The organism is Limnohabitans sp., assembly GCF_034680285.1.
In the GTDB taxonomy this organism is placed as follows: Bacteria; Pseudomonadota; Gammaproteobacteria; order Burkholderiales; family Burkholderiaceae_C; genus Limnohabitans_A.
On the sequence record NZ_JAXITC010000003.1, the window covers coordinates 199,261 to 220,278 of the forward strand.

General features: G+C 51.9%; 19 protein-coding genes. 9 read left to right on the forward strand and 10 right to left on the reverse strand.

The features are described from left to right. Nucleotides 1–4 precede the first annotated feature (4 nt). The 6 genes from SWE17_RS04260 to SWE17_RS04285 all read right to left on the reverse strand — a co-directional run bounded on the left by SWE17_RS04260 (nucleotide 5) and on the right by SWE17_RS04285 (nucleotide 8,070). Entirely contained in the window at nucleotides 5–1,918 is a 1,914-nt protein-coding gene (locus SWE17_RS04260; protein WP_322991874.1) for a thiamine pyrophosphate-binding protein, read from the reverse strand. 15 nt (nucleotides 1,919–1,933) lie between these two features. Then, nucleotides 1,934–2,914 (reverse strand): tripartite tricarboxylate transporter substrate binding protein, encoded by a 981-nt coding sequence (locus tag SWE17_RS04265; protein WP_322991875.1) that lies wholly within the window; start codon nucleotides 2,912–2,914, stop codon nucleotides 1,934–1,936. A gap of 85 nt (nucleotides 2,915–2,999) precedes the next feature. Then, on the reverse strand, nucleotides 3,000–4,031 hold the full coding sequence (locus SWE17_RS04270; protein WP_322991876.1) for a xanthine dehydrogenase family protein molybdopterin-binding subunit: 1,032 nt from the start codon (nucleotides 4,029–4,031) through the stop codon (nucleotides 3,000–3,002). Continuing rightward, a complete protein-coding gene (locus tag SWE17_RS04275; protein WP_322991877.1) occupies nucleotides 4,028–6,004 on the reverse strand; it encodes a molybdopterin-dependent oxidoreductase in 1,977 nt (658 codons plus the stop codon). Before SWE17_RS04275 ends, SWE17_RS04270 begins: the two co-directional genes overlap by 4 nt. Then, a complete protein-coding gene (locus SWE17_RS04280) occupies nucleotides 5,997–6,905 on the reverse strand; it encodes an FAD binding domain-containing protein (RefSeq protein ID WP_322991878.1) in 909 nt (302 codons plus the stop codon). Before SWE17_RS04280 ends, SWE17_RS04275 begins: the two co-directional genes overlap by 8 nt. Nucleotides 6,906–6,918: 13 nt before the next feature. Beyond that, nucleotides 6,919–8,070, reverse strand: coding sequence for a zinc-dependent alcohol dehydrogenase (locus tag SWE17_RS04285; RefSeq protein WP_322991879.1), 1,152 nt, complete (start codon nucleotides 8,068–8,070; stop codon nucleotides 6,919–6,921). Between the two features lie 437 nt (nucleotides 8,071–8,507). Here SWE17_RS04285 and SWE17_RS04290 point away from each other — a divergent pair, with 437 nt between their 5' ends. The 7 genes from SWE17_RS04290 to SWE17_RS04320 all read left to right on the forward strand — a co-directional run bounded on the left by SWE17_RS04290 (nucleotide 8,508) and on the right by SWE17_RS04320 (nucleotide 16,544). Continuing rightward, nucleotides 8,508–9,464 (forward strand): AraC family transcriptional regulator, encoded by a 957-nt coding sequence (locus tag SWE17_RS04290; RefSeq protein ID WP_322991880.1) that lies wholly within the window; start codon nucleotides 8,508–8,510, stop codon nucleotides 9,462–9,464. Nucleotides 9,465–9,649: 185 nt separating this feature from the next. Beyond that, a complete protein-coding gene (locus SWE17_RS04295; protein ID WP_322991881.1) occupies nucleotides 9,650–10,648 on the forward strand; it encodes a tripartite tricarboxylate transporter substrate binding protein in 999 nt (332 codons plus the stop codon). A gap of 12 nt (nucleotides 10,649–10,660) precedes the next feature. Further along, nucleotides 10,661–11,149, forward strand: a complete 489-nt coding sequence (locus SWE17_RS04300) for a tripartite tricarboxylate transporter TctB family protein (protein ID WP_322991882.1) — start codon at nucleotides 10,661–10,663, stop codon at nucleotides 11,147–11,149. A gap of 15 nt (nucleotides 11,150–11,164) precedes the next feature. Then, a complete protein-coding gene (locus tag SWE17_RS04305; RefSeq protein WP_322991883.1) occupies nucleotides 11,165–12,658 on the forward strand; it encodes a tripartite tricarboxylate transporter permease in 1,494 nt (497 codons plus the stop codon). 110 nt (nucleotides 12,659–12,768) lie between these two features. Further along, entirely contained in the window at nucleotides 12,769–13,773 is a 1,005-nt protein-coding gene (locus SWE17_RS04310; protein ID WP_322991884.1) for an XdhC family protein, read from the forward strand. 23 nt (nucleotides 13,774–13,796) lie between these two features. Further along, nucleotides 13,797–15,095 (forward strand): citrate synthase, encoded by a 1,299-nt coding sequence (gene gltA / locus SWE17_RS04315; RefSeq protein WP_322991885.1) that lies wholly within the window; start codon nucleotides 13,797–13,799, stop codon nucleotides 15,093–15,095. A 138-nt stretch (nucleotides 15,096–15,233) separates the two neighbouring features. Then, nucleotides 15,234–16,544 carry an IS4 family transposase gene (locus SWE17_RS04320; RefSeq protein ID WP_193912571.1) on the forward strand — a complete coding sequence of 437 codons (1,311 nt, stop codon included), beginning with the start codon at nucleotides 15,234–15,236 and terminating at the stop codon, nucleotides 16,542–16,544. A 664-nt stretch (nucleotides 16,545–17,208) separates the two neighbouring features. Here the strand turns inward: SWE17_RS04320 and SWE17_RS04325 are convergent. The 3 genes from SWE17_RS04325 to SWE17_RS04335 all read right to left on the reverse strand — a co-directional run bounded on the left by SWE17_RS04325 (nucleotide 17,209) and on the right by SWE17_RS04335 (nucleotide 18,951). Then, complete coding sequence (locus SWE17_RS04325; protein WP_322991886.1) at nucleotides 17,209–17,784, reverse strand: site-specific integrase; 576 nt, start codon at nucleotides 17,782–17,784, stop codon at nucleotides 17,209–17,211. 398 nt (nucleotides 17,785–18,182) lie between these two features. Continuing rightward, complete coding sequence (locus tag SWE17_RS04330) at nucleotides 18,183–18,767, reverse strand: Fic/DOC family protein (protein ID WP_322991887.1); 585 nt, start codon at nucleotides 18,765–18,767, stop codon at nucleotides 18,183–18,185. After that, nucleotides 18,745–18,951: an antitoxin VbhA family protein gene (locus SWE17_RS04335; RefSeq protein ID WP_322991888.1), complete on the reverse strand. Its 207-nt coding sequence runs from the start codon at nucleotides 18,949–18,951 to the stop codon at nucleotides 18,745–18,747. The genes SWE17_RS04330 and SWE17_RS04335 overlap by 23 nt, the downstream gene beginning before the upstream one ends. A 280-nt stretch (nucleotides 18,952–19,231) precedes the next feature. Here SWE17_RS04335 and SWE17_RS04340 point away from each other — a divergent pair, with 280 nt between their 5' ends. Beyond that, nucleotides 19,232–19,507, forward strand: a complete 276-nt coding sequence (locus SWE17_RS04340; protein ID WP_322991889.1) for a hypothetical protein — start codon at nucleotides 19,232–19,234, stop codon at nucleotides 19,505–19,507. 1 nt (nucleotide 19,508) lies between these two features. Next, on the forward strand, nucleotides 19,509–19,865 hold the full coding sequence (locus SWE17_RS04345; RefSeq protein WP_322991890.1) for a DUF6876 family protein: 357 nt from the start codon (nucleotides 19,509–19,511) through the stop codon (nucleotides 19,863–19,865). 255 nt (nucleotides 19,866–20,120) lie between these two features. Here the strand turns inward: SWE17_RS04345 and SWE17_RS04350 are convergent, their stop codons facing one another. Then, a complete protein-coding gene (locus SWE17_RS04350; protein ID WP_322991935.1) occupies nucleotides 20,121–20,972 on the reverse strand; it encodes an energy transducer TonB in 852 nt (283 codons plus the stop codon). Nucleotides 20,973–21,018 lie beyond the last annotated feature (46 nt).

Below are 21,018 nucleotides of genomic sequence, written 5' to 3' on the forward strand. Positions count from 1 at the left end.
CGTTTCAAACTAACGTAGCGAGGTAACGCCGCTGCACGTCGTCACACCAATTGCCAACATTCCAGGATCCATAGGCACCCAAACCACCCTCTGGCCGCTCACCTGCATAAACCGGCACATGGATCAAGGCCAAGCCGTCATGCGCGTGAGCAAGCTGGAGCGCATGCTGCAAACTGGCAGAGTCTTCGCCACCCCACACAGCCAACACACCCTTGACGCTAGAGGCCATTTGTACGTAGTCCACGGCTATGCCATCGTTGGTGCGGAAGTCTTGTCCATATTGCGCGTGCTGCAAACTAGAAATGGCCGCCATTCGCCGATTATCAAAAACCACAATCGTGCCCCGTGCACCATGCTCAACGGCACTGATCAAGGACTGCGGGTTCATCATGAAAGAGCCGTCGCCCGTGAAAGCGATCGGGTACTGCAGGGTGCTGGCCATGCCCGCGGCTGTGACGGCGCAGGTGGCAAAGCCCATGTATGAGGCACCCGATTCGGTGTATGTCTGCCAGGGAGAATCGTCCTCGACGGTTTGAAAACCATTGGCCTGCACATCGCCTGCGTCAAAAAACTTGATCGCTTTAACTTCACGGGCGAAGTCACAGACAATTTTGATTGCCGCTGGCTGCGTCAGCACCGGGCGCTGCCAAACCTCGTCTAGCAAAGGCGGTGTGCTCTGGCGGTCGCGCAAGAAAGCTTTCCATGCTGACTTGCTTATATTGCAACTATCCAACCACGCTGCGCGCGCTTTGCTCTGTTCATCGGGCACATCCTCTAAGGCCGCTACCAACTGGGCCACCACAGCACCGATATCTCCCTGCAGTGCCAGCGTGCGGTTGTAGTGCGCCAAGTCGGCCAAATCGCCATTGATGTTGATCACCTGCTCAACCAACGGGTAACCGACGCCCGAGCAGTCGCTTTGACACACGGCACGGGTACCTATCGCCAAAAGCAACGTGGCATGGGACATGGCATGGTTGCCACTGATGGAGCCTTTGCTACCGCCCACATGCATGTATTGGGGGTGTGAGTCCGGCAAGACGCCCGTAGAACCAGGGGACACCACCACGGCCGCGCCGCAACGCTCGGCCAATTCACGCAGCTGACCAGCAAAGGCGCGGCCACCACCTCCGACCTTAATGACGATGCGTGCATGCTGGCGCAGCTCTTGCGCGGCCTGCTTGAGCAGGCCCTTGTCGGCCACGGCTGTACGCGGTGCTTGCAGCGCCTCTGGTAAGGATTTCAACTGCAAGTCATGAATGACTTGCGGTTGGGTGTTGATGGGCAACAGCAGGAAAAAAGGCCCGGCTTTGACCGGGTGGTGCACGCACTGTGTGCCACGACGCAAAGCATCACGCAAAGCTTCGGGTGTGTGCAACACATACGACTGACCCATTAGCGCTGTCATCTGGCCATACAACTGTTGTTGTGGCTTGGGGATCTGCTGCATGTTGTAGCCTTCACCCCAGGTCGTCTCATCACCATAGATATGGTAAAGCCCCACTCCATTGCATGCAGCAGCCAATGAACCGGACATAGCCTGTAATGCACCCGGTCCTATTGACGTCACCACCGCGCAAGGTTCACGCCACGCCCAAGCCAAAGCTGTTCCTGCATGGGCCATTTCCACTTCGTTTCGGAAGTTAAAAACTTGGGTCACACCGGCTTCGGTGTAAACACGAAGCACTTCACCTAAATCAGTTGAGCCGTGGCCAAAAATAGCCAAATATTTGCACACGCCTTGCTTAAGCAGTCCCAACACCAATGCCTCAGAAAGTGTGAGATTCAACTGATTGGGCAGCTCTCCTGAGTCCAAAGCTTGCTGCAATCCACCACAACGGACAATGGCCTGGGCCCGGGCTTTTTCACCCTGCGTACCCAACATCATGATGGTCGGTAAATCAACTGTTTTGTTCATGAATAAAAACTTTCTTTAATTCAATTTGAGACCGGTTTGTGTCATCAAATGCGCGAGCATGACGTCGTCTTTTGCAATCAACTGGCCGAATTCAATTGAAGGCATAAAAGCAGGGATAAAACCCATCTTTTCGCCCTGTGCTTTGAATTCTGGGGAATCAATTGACTCTTGAAGCGCCTTTTCAATGCGCGTCACTACGGCTTTTGGCGTGCCCTTGGGTGAGGCAATTCCACGCCACATTTCGCCGTTAAAAGCCATGCCTAGTTCGGACGAAGTAGGTACGTTGGGAAAAGCGGGCTCACGTTTCTCTGCCAACACACCCACAATACGCAAAGTGTTCGCACGAACATGCGCCGTCAATGCAGATGGCACAGATACGACAGCATCAATTTGTCCACCCAGTAAACTTGGCACCACTTGCGAAGCTCCAAATGGCACATGCATGACATCGGCTTTTTGTTCGTTAAAAAAAGCTACAGAAGAAATGTGTGTGTGACTGCCAATGCCCGAGTTACCCACTGACAATAAGCCCGGTCTTTTTTTCGCATCAACCATCATCGACTTGAGGTCTTGCCATCGTGCATTTGCCTTCACGGCTATGACGGGGTTTTCAACGGTGACACGAGCAATCGCGTCAAAGGCACGGTAATCAAAAGGCAGTAACCCCGAATGAAAACCAGTGCTGATAGACGTGGAGTTGAATACCAGTGTGTAGCCATCAGCCGGTTTTTGCTGTGCATATCGGTAGCCAATAGAACCGCCACCTCCAGGCTTGTTGACGACGAGAATCTGCTGGCCAAGCCTTTTGGCCATTTGTTCAGACAAAGCACGCGCGGTGATGTCTGCAGATGAACCCGCCGGAAAAAGCACCACCAACTCGACGGGTTTGCTCGGAAAACTTTGCGCAAAAACAGACTGACTTATGACAGAACTTGCTGCTGTGGTCATACCAACAACGAGGCTGCGGCGAGAAATTAAATAAGATTCAGTTTTCATTTTTTTCTCCAATGGGTCAAAAAATGTGGCGTGACCTCACCACTCAACGTTGATACGAAAAAATCACAAAATAGAAGTCAAATTCTTAGGCTGTGGTTTCGTCTACAAGGGGCAAAGCAGCTTGTAAGACCATACGCTTGGCAACCAAGGCATCCATCACACGTTCGGGTGTTGCCGGCAAGTGCGTCATTCGCACACCAACGGCGTCATAAATAGCATTGATGATTGCCGCCGCAGTTGGTGTGATCGCAGGCTCACCGATTCCCTTAACACCCAAAGGAGTTTTTGGATCGGGTTCTGTCAAAAGAACCGATGTCACATGCGGAATGTCTAAGGCTGTAGGTAGGATGTACTTGGCAAAACCTGGTGTGGTAGTAACACCGTTTTGTTGTACATATTCCTCCATCAACGCATGACCCATGCCCATGATCACCGAGCCTTCAATCTGACCCTCGACCTGTTGCGGGTTAATCACTCGTCCAATGTCATGTGCAGCCCAAACGCCCAATACCTGAACTTCGCCCGTATCGTCATCAACTTCGACCTCGGCTACCTGTGCGCCAAAGACGTAGCTCTGCCAAGGAGTCGCCTCACCGGTATCAGGATGCAAGGCCGTGTGGGCTGAGGTGAACAAGCCGCTGCCAACGATGACAATGCCGCGTTCCTTTTTCAAAACATGCACCGCGTGTTCCATGCTCATCCGCTTGCTAGACGAGCCTTCCACCCAAACTTGGCCCGAGAATGCATGCACACTTTCTGCGCTGACGCCCCAAAAAGCGCCCATCGCCACACGGAACCGACCAAAAGCCTCGCGGCAACCCAGGGCCACCGCGTTACCAATCATGTAGGTCATTCGAGTAGCGCCCGCGTGGGCCGCTTCAGGCACACGCGCCGTGTCGTTGTCGCCCAACACAATGTCTTCGGGGCGAACGCCCATTTCTTGCGCTGCGATCTGGCACAAACCGGTCAACACCCCTTCACCGATCTCGGTCACACCAGTAGCGATTTTGACGGTGCCGCCATCGTCGAGTTCCACCCATACCGCAGCGCGGTCCATCGCTGCCGTGCGCGCAATGCCATACCAGCCACACGCCACGCCTCTGCCTCTGTGTTTCATACCTTGTCTCCTGAGTTGCTCAGCACCGGTGCAGACTGCACGCCAGTGGGTACCTGGACTTTCGGGGTGCTGGGTTGAGTTCGCCCACCAATCAGATAAAAAGAGCGTGTGCCTTCGTAATTGAAGTCTTTGCGCTGTGACAAGCCTTGGCCTTGCCGATACGGCACACCCTGTTCCCAGCCAGCAGCTTTGATGGCAGCTTCAAGGCATTCGACAGCCATCACACGGTCCAGTTTTTGGCGTGTGTGCGTAGTGGCACCGTCGCGCATCAGGTTAATGCGGCGCAAAGCCACAGGGTCCATGCCCAGACGTTGCGCGCACAAGTCCAAATGGCACTCAGTCGCAAACTCTGACTGAAAGGCTCCGAAGGCTCGGAACGCCCCACTGGGCGTATTGTTGGTGTACACACCAATCGAGTCCACCCATACGTTTGGAATTTCATAGGGTCCTGGACCCAAAATAGCTGACTTGTTCATCACACCTGGGGTCGACAACGCATAGGCCCCGCCATCACTGACCATCACCATCTTGGTGGCTACGATGCGACCATCTCGTTTCAGTCCCATGGTGTAACGGATATTGAATGGATGCCGCTTGGCACTGACCTTGATGCTTTCCTCGCGTGTGAAGACATAGCGCACCGGCCGGCGTGTTTTGATTGCAGCCAAGGCCAAAATGCCTTGGTAAATCATGTCTTCCTTGCCGCCAAAACCACCTCCCACAGTACTCATAATCATGCGGACTTTGTTGATGGGTCGGCCCAAAATACGGGCCAACATATGACGATGGTGCGTAATGTTTTGACTGGGCGACTGAACAGTTACACAGCCATCGGCTTCCACATACGCCAGACCCGCCTCAGGTTCCAGGTAAGCATGCTCAATCGACGGTGTGTCATAGGTTTGCTCAACGATCACATCGGCACTTGCTAATGCGGCATCCACGTCACCCTTGCGTATGCGCGTGTGCTTGCAGATGTTGTTAGCTGCAAAATCGTGTATTTTTACTGCACCGTCTTGCATCGCTTGTTGGGGATTAAACAAACTGGGCAGTTCTTCATATTCCACGTGGATCGCAGCGACAGCGGCACGTGCAATATCAAGCGTCTCAGCAGCCACGGCGACCACTGCCTCGCCCACATAACGCACCACGCCACGGGCTAGAGTCGGCTGGTCTTCGATGAACACACCAAAGTTGTCAACCCCTGGCACGTCGTCGCAGGTCAAAACACACTCCACGCCAGGAATATTACGCGCAGCTTGGCTATCGATTCGCACAATGCGTGCATGCGGATGGGGGCTGCGCAAAACCTGCATATGGAGCATGTTCGGCATGAACAGGTCAGCCGCGTATTTGATTGCACCGGTGACTTTGGCTGGCGAGTCGAGGCGGCGTGTTCTCTGCCCAATAAAGGTGTCTGTAGCAACATCTTCATTCAGCGCACTGTGCGGCGAGACACCGTTTTGCACGTCACGTGCCAGCTCAACCGCATCCAGAATTTTTTGATAGCCAGTACACCTGCAGATGTTGCCGCCAAGTCCTTCTTTGATCTCGTCTCGGTCGGCACTGGGATTGCGGCGCAATGTTGAGGTTGCAGCCATCACCATTCCAGGAATGCAATATCCACACTGGCTAGCACCGCATTTATTGAACGCCTGTTGTAGCACCGACATGCCAGCATCCCGATCCATATCGTCGATGGTCTCAACTGAGCACCCATCAATTTTTTGTACGGGAGACAGGCAACTTTTAATGAGTTTGCCGTCAACAAACACGGAGCATGTGCCGCACTCACCAGCACCACAACCTTCTTTGTTGCCGGTCAGTTTAAGTTCTTCGCGTACAAAATCAATGACGCGGTAGTGATTGGGCACACTTCGCTGTACGCGTCTGCCGTTAACGATTGCATTGATTTCAACGGAAGGATGGCAGCCTTGCGCCAGAGTTCCGCCCGAAAGCAGGGTGTCAGACATATTGGGTTTCCTTGGGTAGACGGGGTACATCAAGCCCCGCATGAGCCAGCGCGGTCGTCAACGAGCGCTCTACAAAATTGCTCAGCACCTCACGCCGATAGCTTTTTCGGCTTCGTGAGCGAACCCGATCGGCCACCTTTGATGCGGCATCGCGCAACGCGGCTGGTGTAGGTTTATGACCAGTCAAGAGGTCTTCAATGTCACTCAACCGTTCGGGCACCGGGCCAACTGCGCCAATCGCGATGCGCAGATCTTCAATCCGTTGCTGAGCATCTAGCCGCACCACGGTTGCCAAGCAAACGGTGGAGATTGCCAGTGAGCGGCGGTGCCCCACTTTTTCGAATGACACACCATGTTGGGGTAATGCATCAAACTCGATCCGCATCAATATTTCATGGGGCTGAAGCACCGTCCGGCTTGGACCTAGAATGAACTCAGACAGTGGTACTGAACGCTCAACCAGTCGATCCTCCTCACGTCTTACCAGAGTAACGTGGGTGTTGAGCGCCAACAATGCAGGCTGCGTGTCCCCCGCCGGTGATGCATTGACCAAGTTACCACCGACCGTGGCTTGCTCTCGTATTTGATCATCAGCAAACCAAAGGGCACAGTCACCCAGCACAGGCGCTTGTTGCTGCAAAACCGGATGGTGTTGCATCGCCGAGATTGGTGTGGTGGCACCCATCGAGATACGACCGCCTGTTTGCGATACGCCACTCAGCGCCGAAATGCGGCTAAGGTCGACGACAGCGGGCAAGTGCACGTCACCCGCCCGGCCCTCGCGGGCCCATGGCAAAAGATCAGTGGCACCCGCCATCAAGCGCGCAGCCGGAATGCTGTGCAACATATCAAAAGCCTCGTTTAGCGACTTTGGCATCAGGTATTGGTCAAATGTCAGCACGGTCGGTCTTTCTTTAGCAGCCTTCGGGATGGCCGATCTTCACAACCACCTTGATTGCGTCGTCAATACGTTCACGTGCGTGACGGAGCGCCTCGGGCAACTCTTCAAGCGGGAAAGTATGGGTGTGAATCAACTTGGCATTGAAGCGCTTTTGTGCCATCAAGGTAGCAGCACGGTGTGTGGCGCTTTTGCCTTCGCCACGGATACCGAACATGTAAATGTTGTTGCGCACCAAAGCTGCTACATCAACTGGAACAGGCTGACCAGGGAATGCAGCCAAGCAAATGCGGCCACCGCGGCGAAGCATGGCCGAGGCATCGTTCACCGCATTAGGAGCACCCGAGCACTCCAGCACATAATGCGCACCACCATTGGTGTACTCACGCACCTTGGCAACAGCATCCTCTTTGGTGACGTTGATGGTGTGATCGGCACCTAATTTACGACCCATCTCCAAGCGGTTATCGCGCGTGCCGGTCAAGATGACCTCACTGGCACCCAGCGCCTTGGCCACACCCACACCCATGAGGCCAATGGGGCCAGGACCCATGACAACCACCGACTGACCAGCCACCAACCCGCCGATGACATCTAGGCCATACATGGCAGTACCAGCGGTCACGATCAAGGTGGCCTCCTCGTCGCTCATGTCTTCTGGCACGTGAGCCAGTGTGTTGACGTTGTTAATGGCGTACTGCGTAAAGCCGCCGTCTGTAGTGAAGCCGTTGGCGCGGTGACCCTTGTCGACGTCACCGTAATTTTTACCGTAGTTCAAGCATGAGGTGTACATGCCTTCGCGGCAACGCTCGCAACGGCCGCAACCGGCGTGCACCTCCACGGTGACACGGTCACCGACTTTGTACTCGTCAACACCATGACCCAACTTGACCACTGTGCCCATGTACTCGTGGCCAGGGGTGAAGTTTTTATTGAAAGGCAAACCACCGTGAATCTGTGCAGGTGGCCCCTTGTGGATAATTTCCAAATCGGTTGCGCAAACTGCGATGGCGTCAATGCGGACCAAGACTTCTGCTGCGCCTGGCGTTGGAACGGGCTTGTCGACAAACGTGAGTTGATCGGGATCGCCGAGGACCCAAGCTTTCATGGTTTCAGGGATATTGAAGCTTCGCTGGCCCAAGAAGGCGGCGTCTGTGTGTGTGTTCATAGTGTCTCCAACGGTTGAAGGTTAAGTTCGTGATCGAGTTCTAGATGCGCCGATTTATGTTCGCTCGCTGGCTCGATGGGATCTATTGAACGCACACTTGTGGCTTCCCGCAAGAGGCTAATCAAGGGTTCTTGGACGCGTACAAGTTAATCTTTGAATTGTCCAAACCTAATCATTGTTGAAGTGACTTTTGGGTCTCCTGAACCCTCAAACTTCTGTGTAAACCCGAGATGGGGTCACTTTTATCAATCGCTTTTAAAGGCCATTTCCGAAAGAAGCCGTAAGAGCTAGGTCTGCTTGTTTCAGTTGAATCGCTTGTTCAACATAGGGTTAACGATAGGTAAATGTTGATGGCTTCAATGGTTATAAATTTGTGAAAAATTCTTTCCAAAAAAGCTGCAGCGCATAATTTCGTAACACTCATACAGGCCCACACAATGATCAAAACCACCAACATCAAAGCCAAACAAAGCAGTTTGGAAATCGATGGGGCGATATCAGAAGACATACACACCTACTCCATGAGTGAGAGATCAGTGCGTTTGGACTTTGACATTCGCGATCAATCTGCTCGGGCGCCCGTCACGAAGCCACACAGGCACGAGTTTTTTCAAATATTTGTCAACCAAGCTGGCAATGCGCCCCACTTGCTGGGCGGAAGACGCTGCGAATCTAAACCGCATTCACTGATCTTTGTTTTGCCCTACAGAGTCCATCTGGCCATGGTTGAGCCTGGCAGCCGTTACCAATTGATCAATTTTTCAAGTCAATTTTTGCGGCAAGACTTCGTGCTGTCACCGCTTGAGATGGAAGAAGCCTCGATCATCCAGTACCCAGAACTTACACCCTTCATTTACCAAGGCTGGTTTGACTTTATCTTTGACGCTGAAGAATTTGTTTACATCGAAAATGTTATTGAACGTTTGCAATCAGCCAACAGCAAGCGAACCCTTGGCACCCTGGAACGCGCACGGGGAGCTTTGCTTGAGTTGATTGGCATGACCACTGAAAAGTTTGCGCCGCAGCTTCAATCGCTGGCCGATCAACGCATCTACCTGCAAGGTCACACAGACGCACTGCGCCGAATTTTTAAATTCATTGATGAAAACCTCGACCAAGAAATCGGCCTGACCGAGGTTTCAGATGCGGCCTACCTCTCACCTAACTACTTGTCTCAACTGCTCAAAAAGCACACTGGACTGGCATTTGTTGACTGGTTGACAGGACGCCGTATGGAGCGAGCGCGTGATCTCCTAGCGCACACCTCAGAACGCGTCAGCACCATCGCCCACCGCGTTGGTTTTACCGATGAAGCCTACTTCACTCGGCGCTTTAAACAGCGCTTCAACGTGTCGCCGACTGCCTACCGCCGATCGCTACTCAAAGCATCCTGAGCTTACTGCTCTAAACATAGCGCATAGGCTTTGTCAGCACACTAGGGTGCTGACCGAGTTGGATAATTCTGCGAAATTCTTGCACGCTACAAAGTTTCAGCGTGCCCCTGCTTGCGTCCACGATGTGTTCAAAGTTCAAATGATCTTCGGCGCAATCGGACGATGTCTATCCTAGCGAAAACGCTGTGTGCCCATCTTCAACAAACAAGCAGGAGACAAAAGTGATTCAAAAAATAACTTCCGCGCTGCGCATTCGCAGCCTTCAGTTCGCGGCCATAGCGGTCGTGTCTGTATCGCCATGGAGCTCAACTCTGGCAAATGATTTTCCCAAGCAAGCCGTTGAGATGACAGTTCTTTTTGGAGGCTCCAGTGCAACGATCGCACAGGTGTTGGCCGACGGCATGTCCAAACAGCTGAAGGTGCCTGTGGCAGCGGTCAGCCGCACCGGTGGTGGTGGCGCTGCTGGCTATTCTTTTGTCAAATCCTCGCCGCCCAATGGCTACAACATTGTTTGGAATTCCAACTCCATCAATACGACTTTTCACGGTGGCAACATACCCTTCGACTACCGCAGCTTTGACCCAGTGGCACAGGCTGGCATGGAAGTTCCCGCCTTGGCTGTTCGGAGTGATTCGGGTTGGAAAACACTCGCTGATGTCGCTGCTGCTGGCAAAAAACAAAAGCTCAAAGTGGGTATCTCTGGCCGGGGTTCTTTCACGCACCTGGCATCAGCCTCATTATTCAAAAAAATGGGCATTGAAGTGATCTATGTCCCGTATGGAACAGGCAGCGCTCCTGTTGAGTTACTCGGTGGGCGCGTCGATGCAGCGCTGCAATGGCCGTCGCAATTCACCGCGATGGCTGACAAAATTCACATCGTTGCTGTGACGTCTGACAAGCGAGTGCCACTGGTGCCCCATGTGCCGACAGCCAAAGAACAAGGCTTTGATGTAAACATGGTCATGTGGCGCGGCATCGCAGTGCCAGCGGGCACCCCGAAAGAGGTCATTGCACGACTTCAAAATGCCATACAAGTCACTGTGGAAAGCACAGAGTTCAAGATCCAAAGCGCCAAACTCGGCTTTGAACCTGAATACTTACCATCCGCTGCATTTGGAAAAGTGGTGGCCGAAGACGATGCCGAATACGCCAAATTGATGACTGAGCTTGGCCTTAAAAAATAACAAAGGTTGAACATGCAATCTCAACGTTTTTTGGGGCTGCTGCTAAGCGTCCTTGCAGTAGTTTGGCTGTGGCTGTCCTATAAATACATCCCCTCTTCCAACACACCAGGGGAACCGGGGCCGCAGGCCTTTCCAATCATGCTGGGGTGCGCACTTTTGCTTTTGGGACTGCTCATCACATTGTCGGATTTTTCGAGACCCGCCAGTAACGCAACAGCCCAATCGGAGACCAAAAAAGAATCTGCATCTGTTCAGCATGAATTGCGGATTGTGTTAGGTACTTTTGGGCTGCTCATGCTTTACGCATTTCTCATGGAAAAGATCGGCTTCTTAGTCTCAACCCCCATAGTTCTGGCACTGACTCTTGCAGGTTTGTTGAAAATCCGCCGCTGGTCTTTTATAGCGTTGTTGTCGTCCGGCATAACGCTCGTGTGTTGGCTGGTATTTGTTGTGCTTCTGCGCGTTCCATTGCCGGGCGGTTCTTGGTGGTGGTTGGTTTAATTCAGGAGACAAATAATGGATGCGATAACAACTGGTCTTCAGATGGCCATGACATGGCAAGCCTTGCTGGCGGTAGCTGTTGGCAGTGTGGTGGGCGTGATCTTCGGTGCTATACCTGGGCTAACCTTCTCCATGGCATTGGCGCTTTTGTTGCCATTTACATTTGGCATGGCCGCCACTCCGGCGATTGCACTTCTCATGGGGATTTATATTGGAGGAATGACGGGCGGGTCCGTTTCTGCCATTCTTATAGGTATACCTGGAACACCCTCAGCAGCAGCGACCGTCTTTGATGGATATCCAATGGCGATGAAGGGTCAAGCCAGCGTAGCTCTCGGAGGAGCTGTGATTGCATCCGTTTTCGGCGGTATGTTCAGCCTGCTTGTAATGATGCTGCTATTGGAGCAATTAGCGGGTCTGGCTATCAAATTTGGACCTGTTGAGATTTTCGCTTTGGTGCTATTTGGTTTGTCCACTATCTGCGGTTTGGGTGAACGTTCTATTGCCCGTGGCTTAGTGGCAGGCGTATTAGGACTCATGTTGGTGATTGTTGGCCTGGATCCGATCGACGGAGTTGCCAGACTCACCTTTGGCACAGTGGAGTTACAGCAAGGCGTTAATTTGCTGGTCGGGATGATTGGTCTTTTTGCAGTGCCACAGGTGATTTCAACTTTCACGGACTTTGGTCGAACTGAAGCGAAATCTGTCGGCACTGATGTTCGCGCAAGCCTTCCCAGTTGGCAACAGTTGAAGAACCGCTTTGGCTTGATGGTGCGTTGCAGCGCCATTGGTACTGCTATTGGTGCAATCCCTGGTACCGGCGGACCAATTGCAGCTTTTTTAGCTTACGACCACGCTAAACGTTTTGACCCAAAGCCAGAAGCTTACGGCCAAGGCGAGTTGTCTGGCGTATTGGCACCCGAGAGTGCCAACAACGCGGTCACTGGAGGGACCATGATCCCGCTTTTGAGCTTAGGTATACCTGGAGATCCTGCCACGGCGGTCATCTTGGGGGGAATGATTTTGCATGGCTTGGCGCCTGGTCCCGCTTTATTTCAAACAGATCTGCCTGCTATTTACGCCATCTACATTGCCATAGTCATTTCCTACATCGTCACCCTTATTGTTCAAATCTGGGGCATCCGTTGGTTTGTGAAAGTGATGAGCGCTCCCGCCCACCTGATGGCGGTAGTGATCATCGTGATGTGCGTACTGGGCTCTTATGCCATCCGAAACTCCATGTTCGATGTTTACCTTATGGGCTTTATGGGGCTCATAGGTTATGTGTTGCAACGACTACGTATACCTATTGCGCCCGTGGTGCTGGGACTGGTTCTGGGCGGCACTTTAGAAAACCAATACCGCACGGCTTTGATTTTGGGTGAAGGAAGTCATCAAGCCTTTCTTGACAGCACGGTTGCCATGGGATTTTTCATATTGATGGTACTGATGATCGCCATGCAGTTGTGGTCGTCTCGAAACAAAAATACAGTTCCTTCGACTGCATGATCATTTTGTCGAATCAATCAAAAAGATTAACTCAGCGTTGCCTCAGGATGCGTGGAAAAAAAAAAGACCCTAAGGCCAACGAGTGTTGTCTTTACTCAAGAAGTACGTCCATGGACAGTTTAGATTTGCAAGTTCTTTCTCAGGCACGCCAATGGTTCAAAGAAGGCCATCGTGTTTGGTTGGTCACAGTCATTGAAACCTGGGGCTCAGCGCCTAGACCACCCGGCGCTCTTTTGTGCTTGCGTAGCGACGGGTTGGTTGTAGGTTCAGTGTCTGGCGGATGCGTTGAAGACGATTTGATAGAGCGCGTTCGTAAGGGTGATCGGGTTCTAAAGCCGTCGTTGATCAACTACGGTGTCAGCAAAGAAGAGGCTGCACGCTTTGGTTTGCCCTGCGGAGGTAATTTGCGCTTGGTACAAGAGCCTTTAATTTGTAACAAATGGATTGACGAGGTTTTAGACCTGACATCCAAGCACCGTCTTGTTGCCCGCACCTTAGATTTAAAAACGGGTGAAATTCTGATCGAAACGGCGTCACGCGGCGAACAGTTTGAATTCACAGGCACTCGCCTACGCTCACTTTTTGGACCAAGGTGGCGATTGCTGATAGTCGGGGCCGGCCAGTTATCTCGGGTCCTAGCGGAGATGGCATTAGCGCTTGACTTCGAAGTGATTTGCTGTGATCCAAGGGAAGAGTATCACCTGACTTGGGATGTCAAAGGCGCAACTTTCAGCAAAGAAATGCCTGATGACTTGGTATTGCAACTTGAGCTAGACCCACACAGTGCAGTGGTTGCTTTGACTCACGACTCGAAGCTTGACGATATGGTGCTTTTGGAAGCGCTCAAGTCTCCAGCTTTTTACATTGGTGCGCTCGGATCACGAAAAAATACAACAGTCCGCAAGGAGCGACTTGCCATGTTTGACTTATCCAAAACGGAAATCGATCGTTTACATGGACCGATAGGACTGGACTTGGGCGGTAAAACTCCGACTGAAATCGCTGTCTCTATTGCGGCAGAAATTGTCGCTGTCAAAAATGGTGTGTCGCTAATTCAGAAAAAGCAAGGGTCAGCACTTCCCTTGAGCTCAACTATTGCCGTCAACACACACTGAATATTTATCAAAAAGGATTGCAAATGAAACTTGCGGATTACAAAGCCACATTGACTTTCACCAACGGAACACCTCCCGTTGAATTGCCTGTTTACAAAGGCAACATCGGTCCCGATGTGATCGATATTCGCAAGTTGTATTCCAAAAGCGATATGTTTACCTATGACCCTGGATTTTTGTCAACCGCCTCTTGCCAGTCCGCAATCACCTATATCGACGGTGACAAGGGTGAGTTGCTCTACCGTGGCTATCCTATTGAACAACTGGCCAGCAAGGTAGACTTTTTGGACACTTGCTTTCTTTTGCTGAACGGAGAATTGCCTGTTGGACAGCAAAGCAAGGAGTTCCACAAATTGGTCAATGAACACACCATGGTCAATGAGCAGATGCAATTTTTTCTGCGCGGATTTCGACGGGATGCTCATCCTATGGCTGTACTGACGGGTCTGGTTGGCGCAATGTCAGCTTTCTACCATGACAGTACCGATATCAATAATCCCGAACACCGTCACATATCGGCTATCCGACTGATCGCCAAGATGCCAACACTGGTAGCAATGGCCTACAAATATGGACTGGGTCAGCCTTACATGTATCCGCGCAATGACCTCTCTTACGCAGGTAATTTTCTACGAATGATGTTCGGTACACCGTGCGAGGATTACAAAGTCAACCCGGTACTTGAACGTGCGATGGACCGCATATTCATCCTGCATGCTGAGCACGAGCAAAACGCATCAACATCCACAGTTCGCCTGTGCGGTTCGTCTGGAACAAACCCATTCGCAGCTATTGCTGCGGGGGTAGCATGTCTTTGGGGTCCAGCCCACGGTGGTGCCAATGAGGCCTGCTTGAAAATGCTGGAGGAGATACAAGCCAACGGCGGCGTTGCCAAAGTTGGCGAGTTCATGAACGAAGTAAAAGACAAAAACTCGACTACTAAGCTGATGGGTTTCGGTCATCGTGTTTACAAAAACTATGACCCACGTGCCAAATTGATGCAAGAGACATGCAACGAAGTCCTTGCTGAGATGGGACTTGAGAACGATCCCCTATTTAAGCTGGCCAAAGAGTTAGAAAAGATTGCTCTGGAAGATGAATACTTCGTTAGCCGCAAGCTATACCCCAACGTAGATTTTTACTCAGGCATCGTTCAACGCGCTATCGGCATACCCGTTAATCTTTTTACTGGTATTTTTACCCTTGCGCGCACAGTTGGTTGGATCGCTCAGTTGAACGAAATGATCAGCGATCCTGAGTACAAAATAGGTCGCCCTCGTCAGCTTTTTACTGGTGCAACTCGCAGAGAAGTTGATCGCTGAAATTACCTATTTATTTTTTACAGCAAAATTCTCACTACTTCTAAAAACTGCCCCTAGGGGCCAATGCCAGTCAGTTAAGCCAAAGCGAAGCTGACGTGGTTTAAAAAGGGAACATGTTCAACATGTTCCCTTTTTGTTTTGAGTCTGCTGCAAACCACCCTGAACGAGACGCTGGAGGCACTGCCTGCCAACGGGATAGCCGAGTTGAGCGCGTTGCTGGATCCGGCCTGGATAGAGCAAGCGCTGGCTGCCACAGGCAAAGCCTCCGTGCGCAGACGCAAGTTGCCTGCCGAACACGCTGTGTGGCTGGTCATTGGCCTGGCACTGTTTCGCCACATGCCGCTGTGGCAGGTGGTGCAGGAGATGGCGCTGACGCTCGATGGCAAAGAACTGCCCGCACCCAGCGCCAGTGTGCAGGCTCGCCAGCGGCTAGGTGCCCAGCCCATGGAACACTTGTTTGCCTTGCTCACCAATGCCTGGGGCCGTGCCCATGCGGTGCACACAGGAGATTTGCGCGTCTTGGCGGTCGATGGCGTGGTGTGGTCAACCCCAGACAGTGCAGACAACCGCCAAGCGCTGGGAAGCGGCCAGACGCAATACGGTCCCCAGCCTTGGCCCATGGTGCGCGCTGTCTGCCTGCTGGACACTGACAGCCATGAACTGCTTGATGCCCGATTGGGGGATTACAGCTGCGGCGAGCTGACACTGGCGGCTGGACTGCGTGGCCTGGATCACTCCATCACCTTGTTCGACCGTGCCTATTTCAGTGCGGCGTTCCTGCTGCAATGGAGTCAAGCGGGCCAGCAGCGCCATTGGCTCATGCGTGCCAAGGACAATCTGCGTCACGAGGTGGTGCAGACTTTGGGCCAAGGCGACTGGCTGATCCGCATGCCCGTATCGCCTCGCGCCAGACAACTGCACCCAGAAATGCCCTGTCATTGGCAGGCCCGGCTCATTGAGGTGAGCGTTGGAGGCAAGATCAGGCGGTTTATCACCTCAATGCTCGATCCTGAGCAGTTTGCCGCGAAGCCGCTGGCGCAGTTGTACCGTCAGCGCTGGGAGATCGAGCTGGGGTTTCGAGAGATCAAACAATCGCTGCAACAAGGGCAAGCTGTGTTGCGCAGCAAACACCCTGAGTTAGTCAAGCAGGAGGTCTGGGGCGTTCTGCTTGCCTACACGCTGCTCAGGCGTTGGATGCGTTTGATGGCAGAGCATGAAGGGGTTGCGCCGACCCGCATCAGCTTTCATACAGCTCGCCATGCCATCGTGGGAGCCATCAACACGGTGCATCTGGCGCGTGCGGGCACCTTGCCTGAACTCTTGCAGCGGCTGTTGATGCAAGCGCGCCACTTCGTACTTCCACCGCGCCGCGCCGATCGCTCATTCCCACGCGAGGTCAAGCGCTCTCGCAGCAAGTTCCCAACAAAAAAATGCCAGTCAGTGGCTTAACTGACTGGCATTGCCCTAGGGGCAGTTTTTTTTGATTTGTCGAGTAGATCAAGAATTAAACATAATTTTCATTCATCACCTCGCCGCCTTTAAATTCGTAAGCCTTCATCACGGCGCAAATACTTAATCTCTCCTGCAAAATTTTTGTGCTTTACCGTTGGCCCAAGAGACCACCAACCTATAGAATGAATTTTAATCTGCGCTTCAGGCCATTGAAGCCGGACTCAAGCCGTATTTTGAACGTGGCTAACCAGCGGCGAACCGACTCGCTGGGGCAACTTTCTGCTCGCTTATCAGCTTCAACGTTTAGCGTCTGCTTTTCCATTTTGCATAAGTCAGCAATAGGTTGGCATGATCGGTATGCACATACAAAACCGGGCGTTTACCGCTTTGCTGCGACGCTGTGCTTTACCACTGTCAGTTTGTATTCTGAAACCTGTCAGTGAAGATGTGAGGTTTAGTGCGTACGGATGACTGCTTTAGGGTTGGAGTCCAGAAGTGACCGCGAGACACGACCGGCAGCTACCGCTGCAAAACAGTCGGTCGTTTGTATTTACTAATTCAAGCCTGTAACAGTTGATTGATTAAAACGAGTGAACGTCGTTTCGCTACTGTGGAGCTATTTCTCGGTTCATTGTGATCTGGCAGGTGAGACAAATAGGTTTTAGCCAATTAACTCAACAGCCGCTTTTAACTGGCTGGGACTGCTGTAGAGGTAAGCGGCAGTGGTGCTGATGCTGCGATGACCGGCCAAAGTCTTCAAAATGTGGATTGCTGTGCCCTTGTTGGCCAGTGATGTCAAAAACGTTCTGCGACCGCTGTGGCTACTGGCGCCTTCCAGGCCTGCGCCTTCGTAAAGTAATGCAAATGTCTGGGCAAGACTGTTTGCGCTGAACCCGGTCTTTATGCTTTTTTGGCTGGCGAAGAAAGGGTAACTGCGATCAATGCATTTGGCTTGTGATGCATACGCTTGTAATTCTTCGCGCAGTCGGATGTTGATAAATACAGTGCGTGCATGTCGTCCCTTGGTCATGTCGGGCAGCAAGCGAATTTCTTCTTTGACGGTGCCATCATGGTTTGTCACGTCTGACCAACGCAAGCAAGCCACCTCTCCGATTCGCAGGCCTGCCAAGTGCGTCAGCAGCATCATTGCCCGGTTACGTTGCGCGAAGCGACGCGTATTGATGTAGTCCAGTACCCTGGACAATTCATCCTTCGTCAGTGTCTTTGCCTGTGCCATTCAAGTTCTCCTTTAATCATGTGTTTGCAATAACTGCATTGTGTTTTCACATATTTATCTGGACAACCTGAGTCCTGCCGAAGTGGCGGGTTTCAGCGGACAAAAGCGGCGTGGTTGAACATGCTGTGGATAACTTTTCCACTGAAATTTTCTTCAATGTTTTCAACGCTCAACCAGCGAAATCTTGTAAAAGCACAGTTTTCATATATTTCCGCCGCAGTCACGCACTCTTTCAGTGCCCAGCAGGGCAGGGCGTCAAAAAAGCCCTACAAGCGCTGATCGGCTGTGTCAGCACTCAGAGTATTCGGATCATCGAGAACACGCGTTGTAGGGCGTTTTACGCGTGGATTTTAAGTTTGGGGCAAACTGCGTTGACAGTGCAGCGGAGTTGGTAGATCTTAGGTAATGATTTTAAAAATCAGTTCAGATAGAGGCTGTTCGTCGCCAAGAAATGATGCCTGCATCACTGGGTAAAGCGTAGCTTGATCCAAAGCTGAAAAATTCAAAGAGTAGCCTGCGTGCTCAGCTAATTGTGAAATAAAAAGTCGTTGCACTCGCCCATTGCCTTCGCGAAATGGATGTATCGCATTGATCTCTGATAAGTAGTGGGCTAAACGGCTTGAAAAAACTTTGGGCTCTAAGTTGAGCAAATATTTTTCTGATGCCAGGGAACTGAAAACGGTGTTCGAGTAAGACTGGATTTGGCGCACGTTGCAAAACCGACTGTCTCCCCTGATGATGTCCACGCTCCTGACTTGACCCGCCCAATCGTAGACATCCTGAAAAAGATACTGATGAATTTTGCACAGATGCGCTAAGTCAAAAGAGCCCCCGACTGGGTCTTGAGTGAGCTCCAAAAGGCGAATAGCTGTGAAGTCACCTTCATACTCATCAAGCAGGTCTTGATCTGTTATTCCAGCTTTGTTCTTTAGAACAGCCGTGCCCGGGATGCAATAGACATCATCCGCGTCGTAGCGCGACATATTTGGCCTTAACTTCGTTGAGCAAATCAGTAGTCGTTTTTTGCCCATCTACATAGGCCTGCAGCGAGGGCTTGAGGCTTTCACTTGGACTGAGCTTTTCAATGCGCAGCGTAGCCAGCATATTTGCAACATTTTTCTGGCGTGCAGACTGGTTTAGAGCCGAATTAGGCATGGCAAGTCCCATTTGATTTGAATATATTTTAGCTTTTTAGAGCCAATTTGTCACTGGTTTATCACCAGCTTGGACGCTGGGCTCTGTGGGCTCCTTGCCCCGATCCGTTCAGCCAAAAAGTAGCTTGTGGATCTTGGGAAATTCTGCTGGAAAAATTTGGCGAAGTACTTTTCAGATCACCAGGGTGTTTGTTATTCGGTATCCGTCCAATCTGTCGGGACTCTTTAAATCGGTTGTCCATCTACGTGTCTGACACAAAACTGTGGGCATGCAAACGAAAAAGGACTCTCCGATGACATCGATCCAAGCCACAGAATTGGCAGCTTATGAAGCCAAGCATGCACGGGAACAAGCTGTGCAACAAATACAGGAGACCATCAACCACCTGCAGCGTACTCACTACGAGATGGACCGTTACCTAGAACGCATGGAAGAGGCTGCAACAGACCGTGAGCGTGCGCAGATATTGAACTGGTCCATCAACCATCTGGTCTGCAACATCATGCCTAATTTGCGCATCGACCTGCTGGCTAACAGTCAGGCGGCTTTGGCCAAGTCGGAGTTTTGAGATGAAAAATTTTGAAGCAAGCCAGCTGTCACACTTTACCGGCACAGAGCGCTACTACCGAATCAGTCGCAGGCATCTGTTGACAGATGGCACCAAATATCTTGCTGAAGAGGCCGAGTGTTTTTGGATGATGGATGCTGTGGCCAGTCACCTAAGCGAAATCGGCACAGCGGATTGGTTTGTGCTGATTCGCGTGACAGTGAAAGGTACCCGAGCCACCATGGTTTACGAGGACGGCAACGGTCGTGAGCACGCCCGTCAAGAGATACCCTTCACTGACTTCCCCATAGCAGAACAAACTCTTTACGCTTGCTGGGACGGGGAGCATTGGGTGATCATGCTGCCGAGTGAATATTGAAGAATGGAATTTTCCTAAATTCCTAGACACTTTTCACAGCGCAGTGTGACTCTCCCCCTCGAACTCATGAGATCAGATTTGGGGGATGACTGCAATGCAGCGATTGCTGCCATCGATCGTCGCAAGTGAAACTGCAGCTGTCGGCCAAAAGCGGTCAACTAAATACGATCAAACTCAGCGTGAAATCAATTTAAACAGCTGAGAAAAAACGGCTCTGCCCGTGGCACACAACCAATACGCTGGCTTGGTGGTGAGTCATTTGCTCCATCCCCATCTTTCCATCTCACGTCGGTCACGTGCCATCTCAGCCTCAATCGAGTCTCTTGGCAACTGTCTGAGGCAATCCTCCATGGCTTGGGGATCTAACTTTTCAGTCTTCGGCGGTGTGGCCACCGTTTGTGGTGATTTGCCATCCCAAGCAAAAGGATTGCGAAAAACAGGCGGATCCGGCAAGCAGTCGTCTTTGTAACTCGGTGGACCGTCTGAAGCGAACGGCGTGAACGAGATTGTTTTCTCAAAGATAAGCGGCTTTCCTGTTGGCGTGGGTGGCAGTGGCGGCATGTTTTCAACCGCCTTGCGCGCCAGTTGCTCGGCCACTGCGGACGTCGTCCAAATGGTTTTCAACTTGGCCAGTGTTCCGTCGGGTGCGATTTCAATTCTGAAACGAACGTAACCTTGATCAGGCCCCTCGACAACAGTACCCATCATGCTGCGCACCTGTTGGCCCCAGTTGTACCGATAGCCTTTGCTGTTTTTGTTTGTGTAACTTCCCGCAAAAGCCCAATCCTCCGCAGTAGGCGCTGAAGGCGCTGCCATGGTGGCTGGCTCTTTGGCTGGCGGTGACCTGTCTGTCGAGTCAGTGATTGGAACAATTCCAAGGTCTTTTGGGTTTGGTGAATCGATCGCTGGCGAAAGTTCCTGGCCCCGCATGGGTGCATCATCTTGCGGTGGTGGCTGCACCTGCATGAAGACGATTCGACTTGGGGGTGATTCTTTGTCGGCAATACGGTAGCCGAATTGATAACCGCTGGCCAACGCCAAGACTGCGCCATGCAATGCCAAGCTGAACAAAACAGCAAAGACGTTCGGGCGATCAACTGCCAGCATGTTTTTCAAAAAACACTGTCTGGATCAAAAGACCGTTCGTAAATTT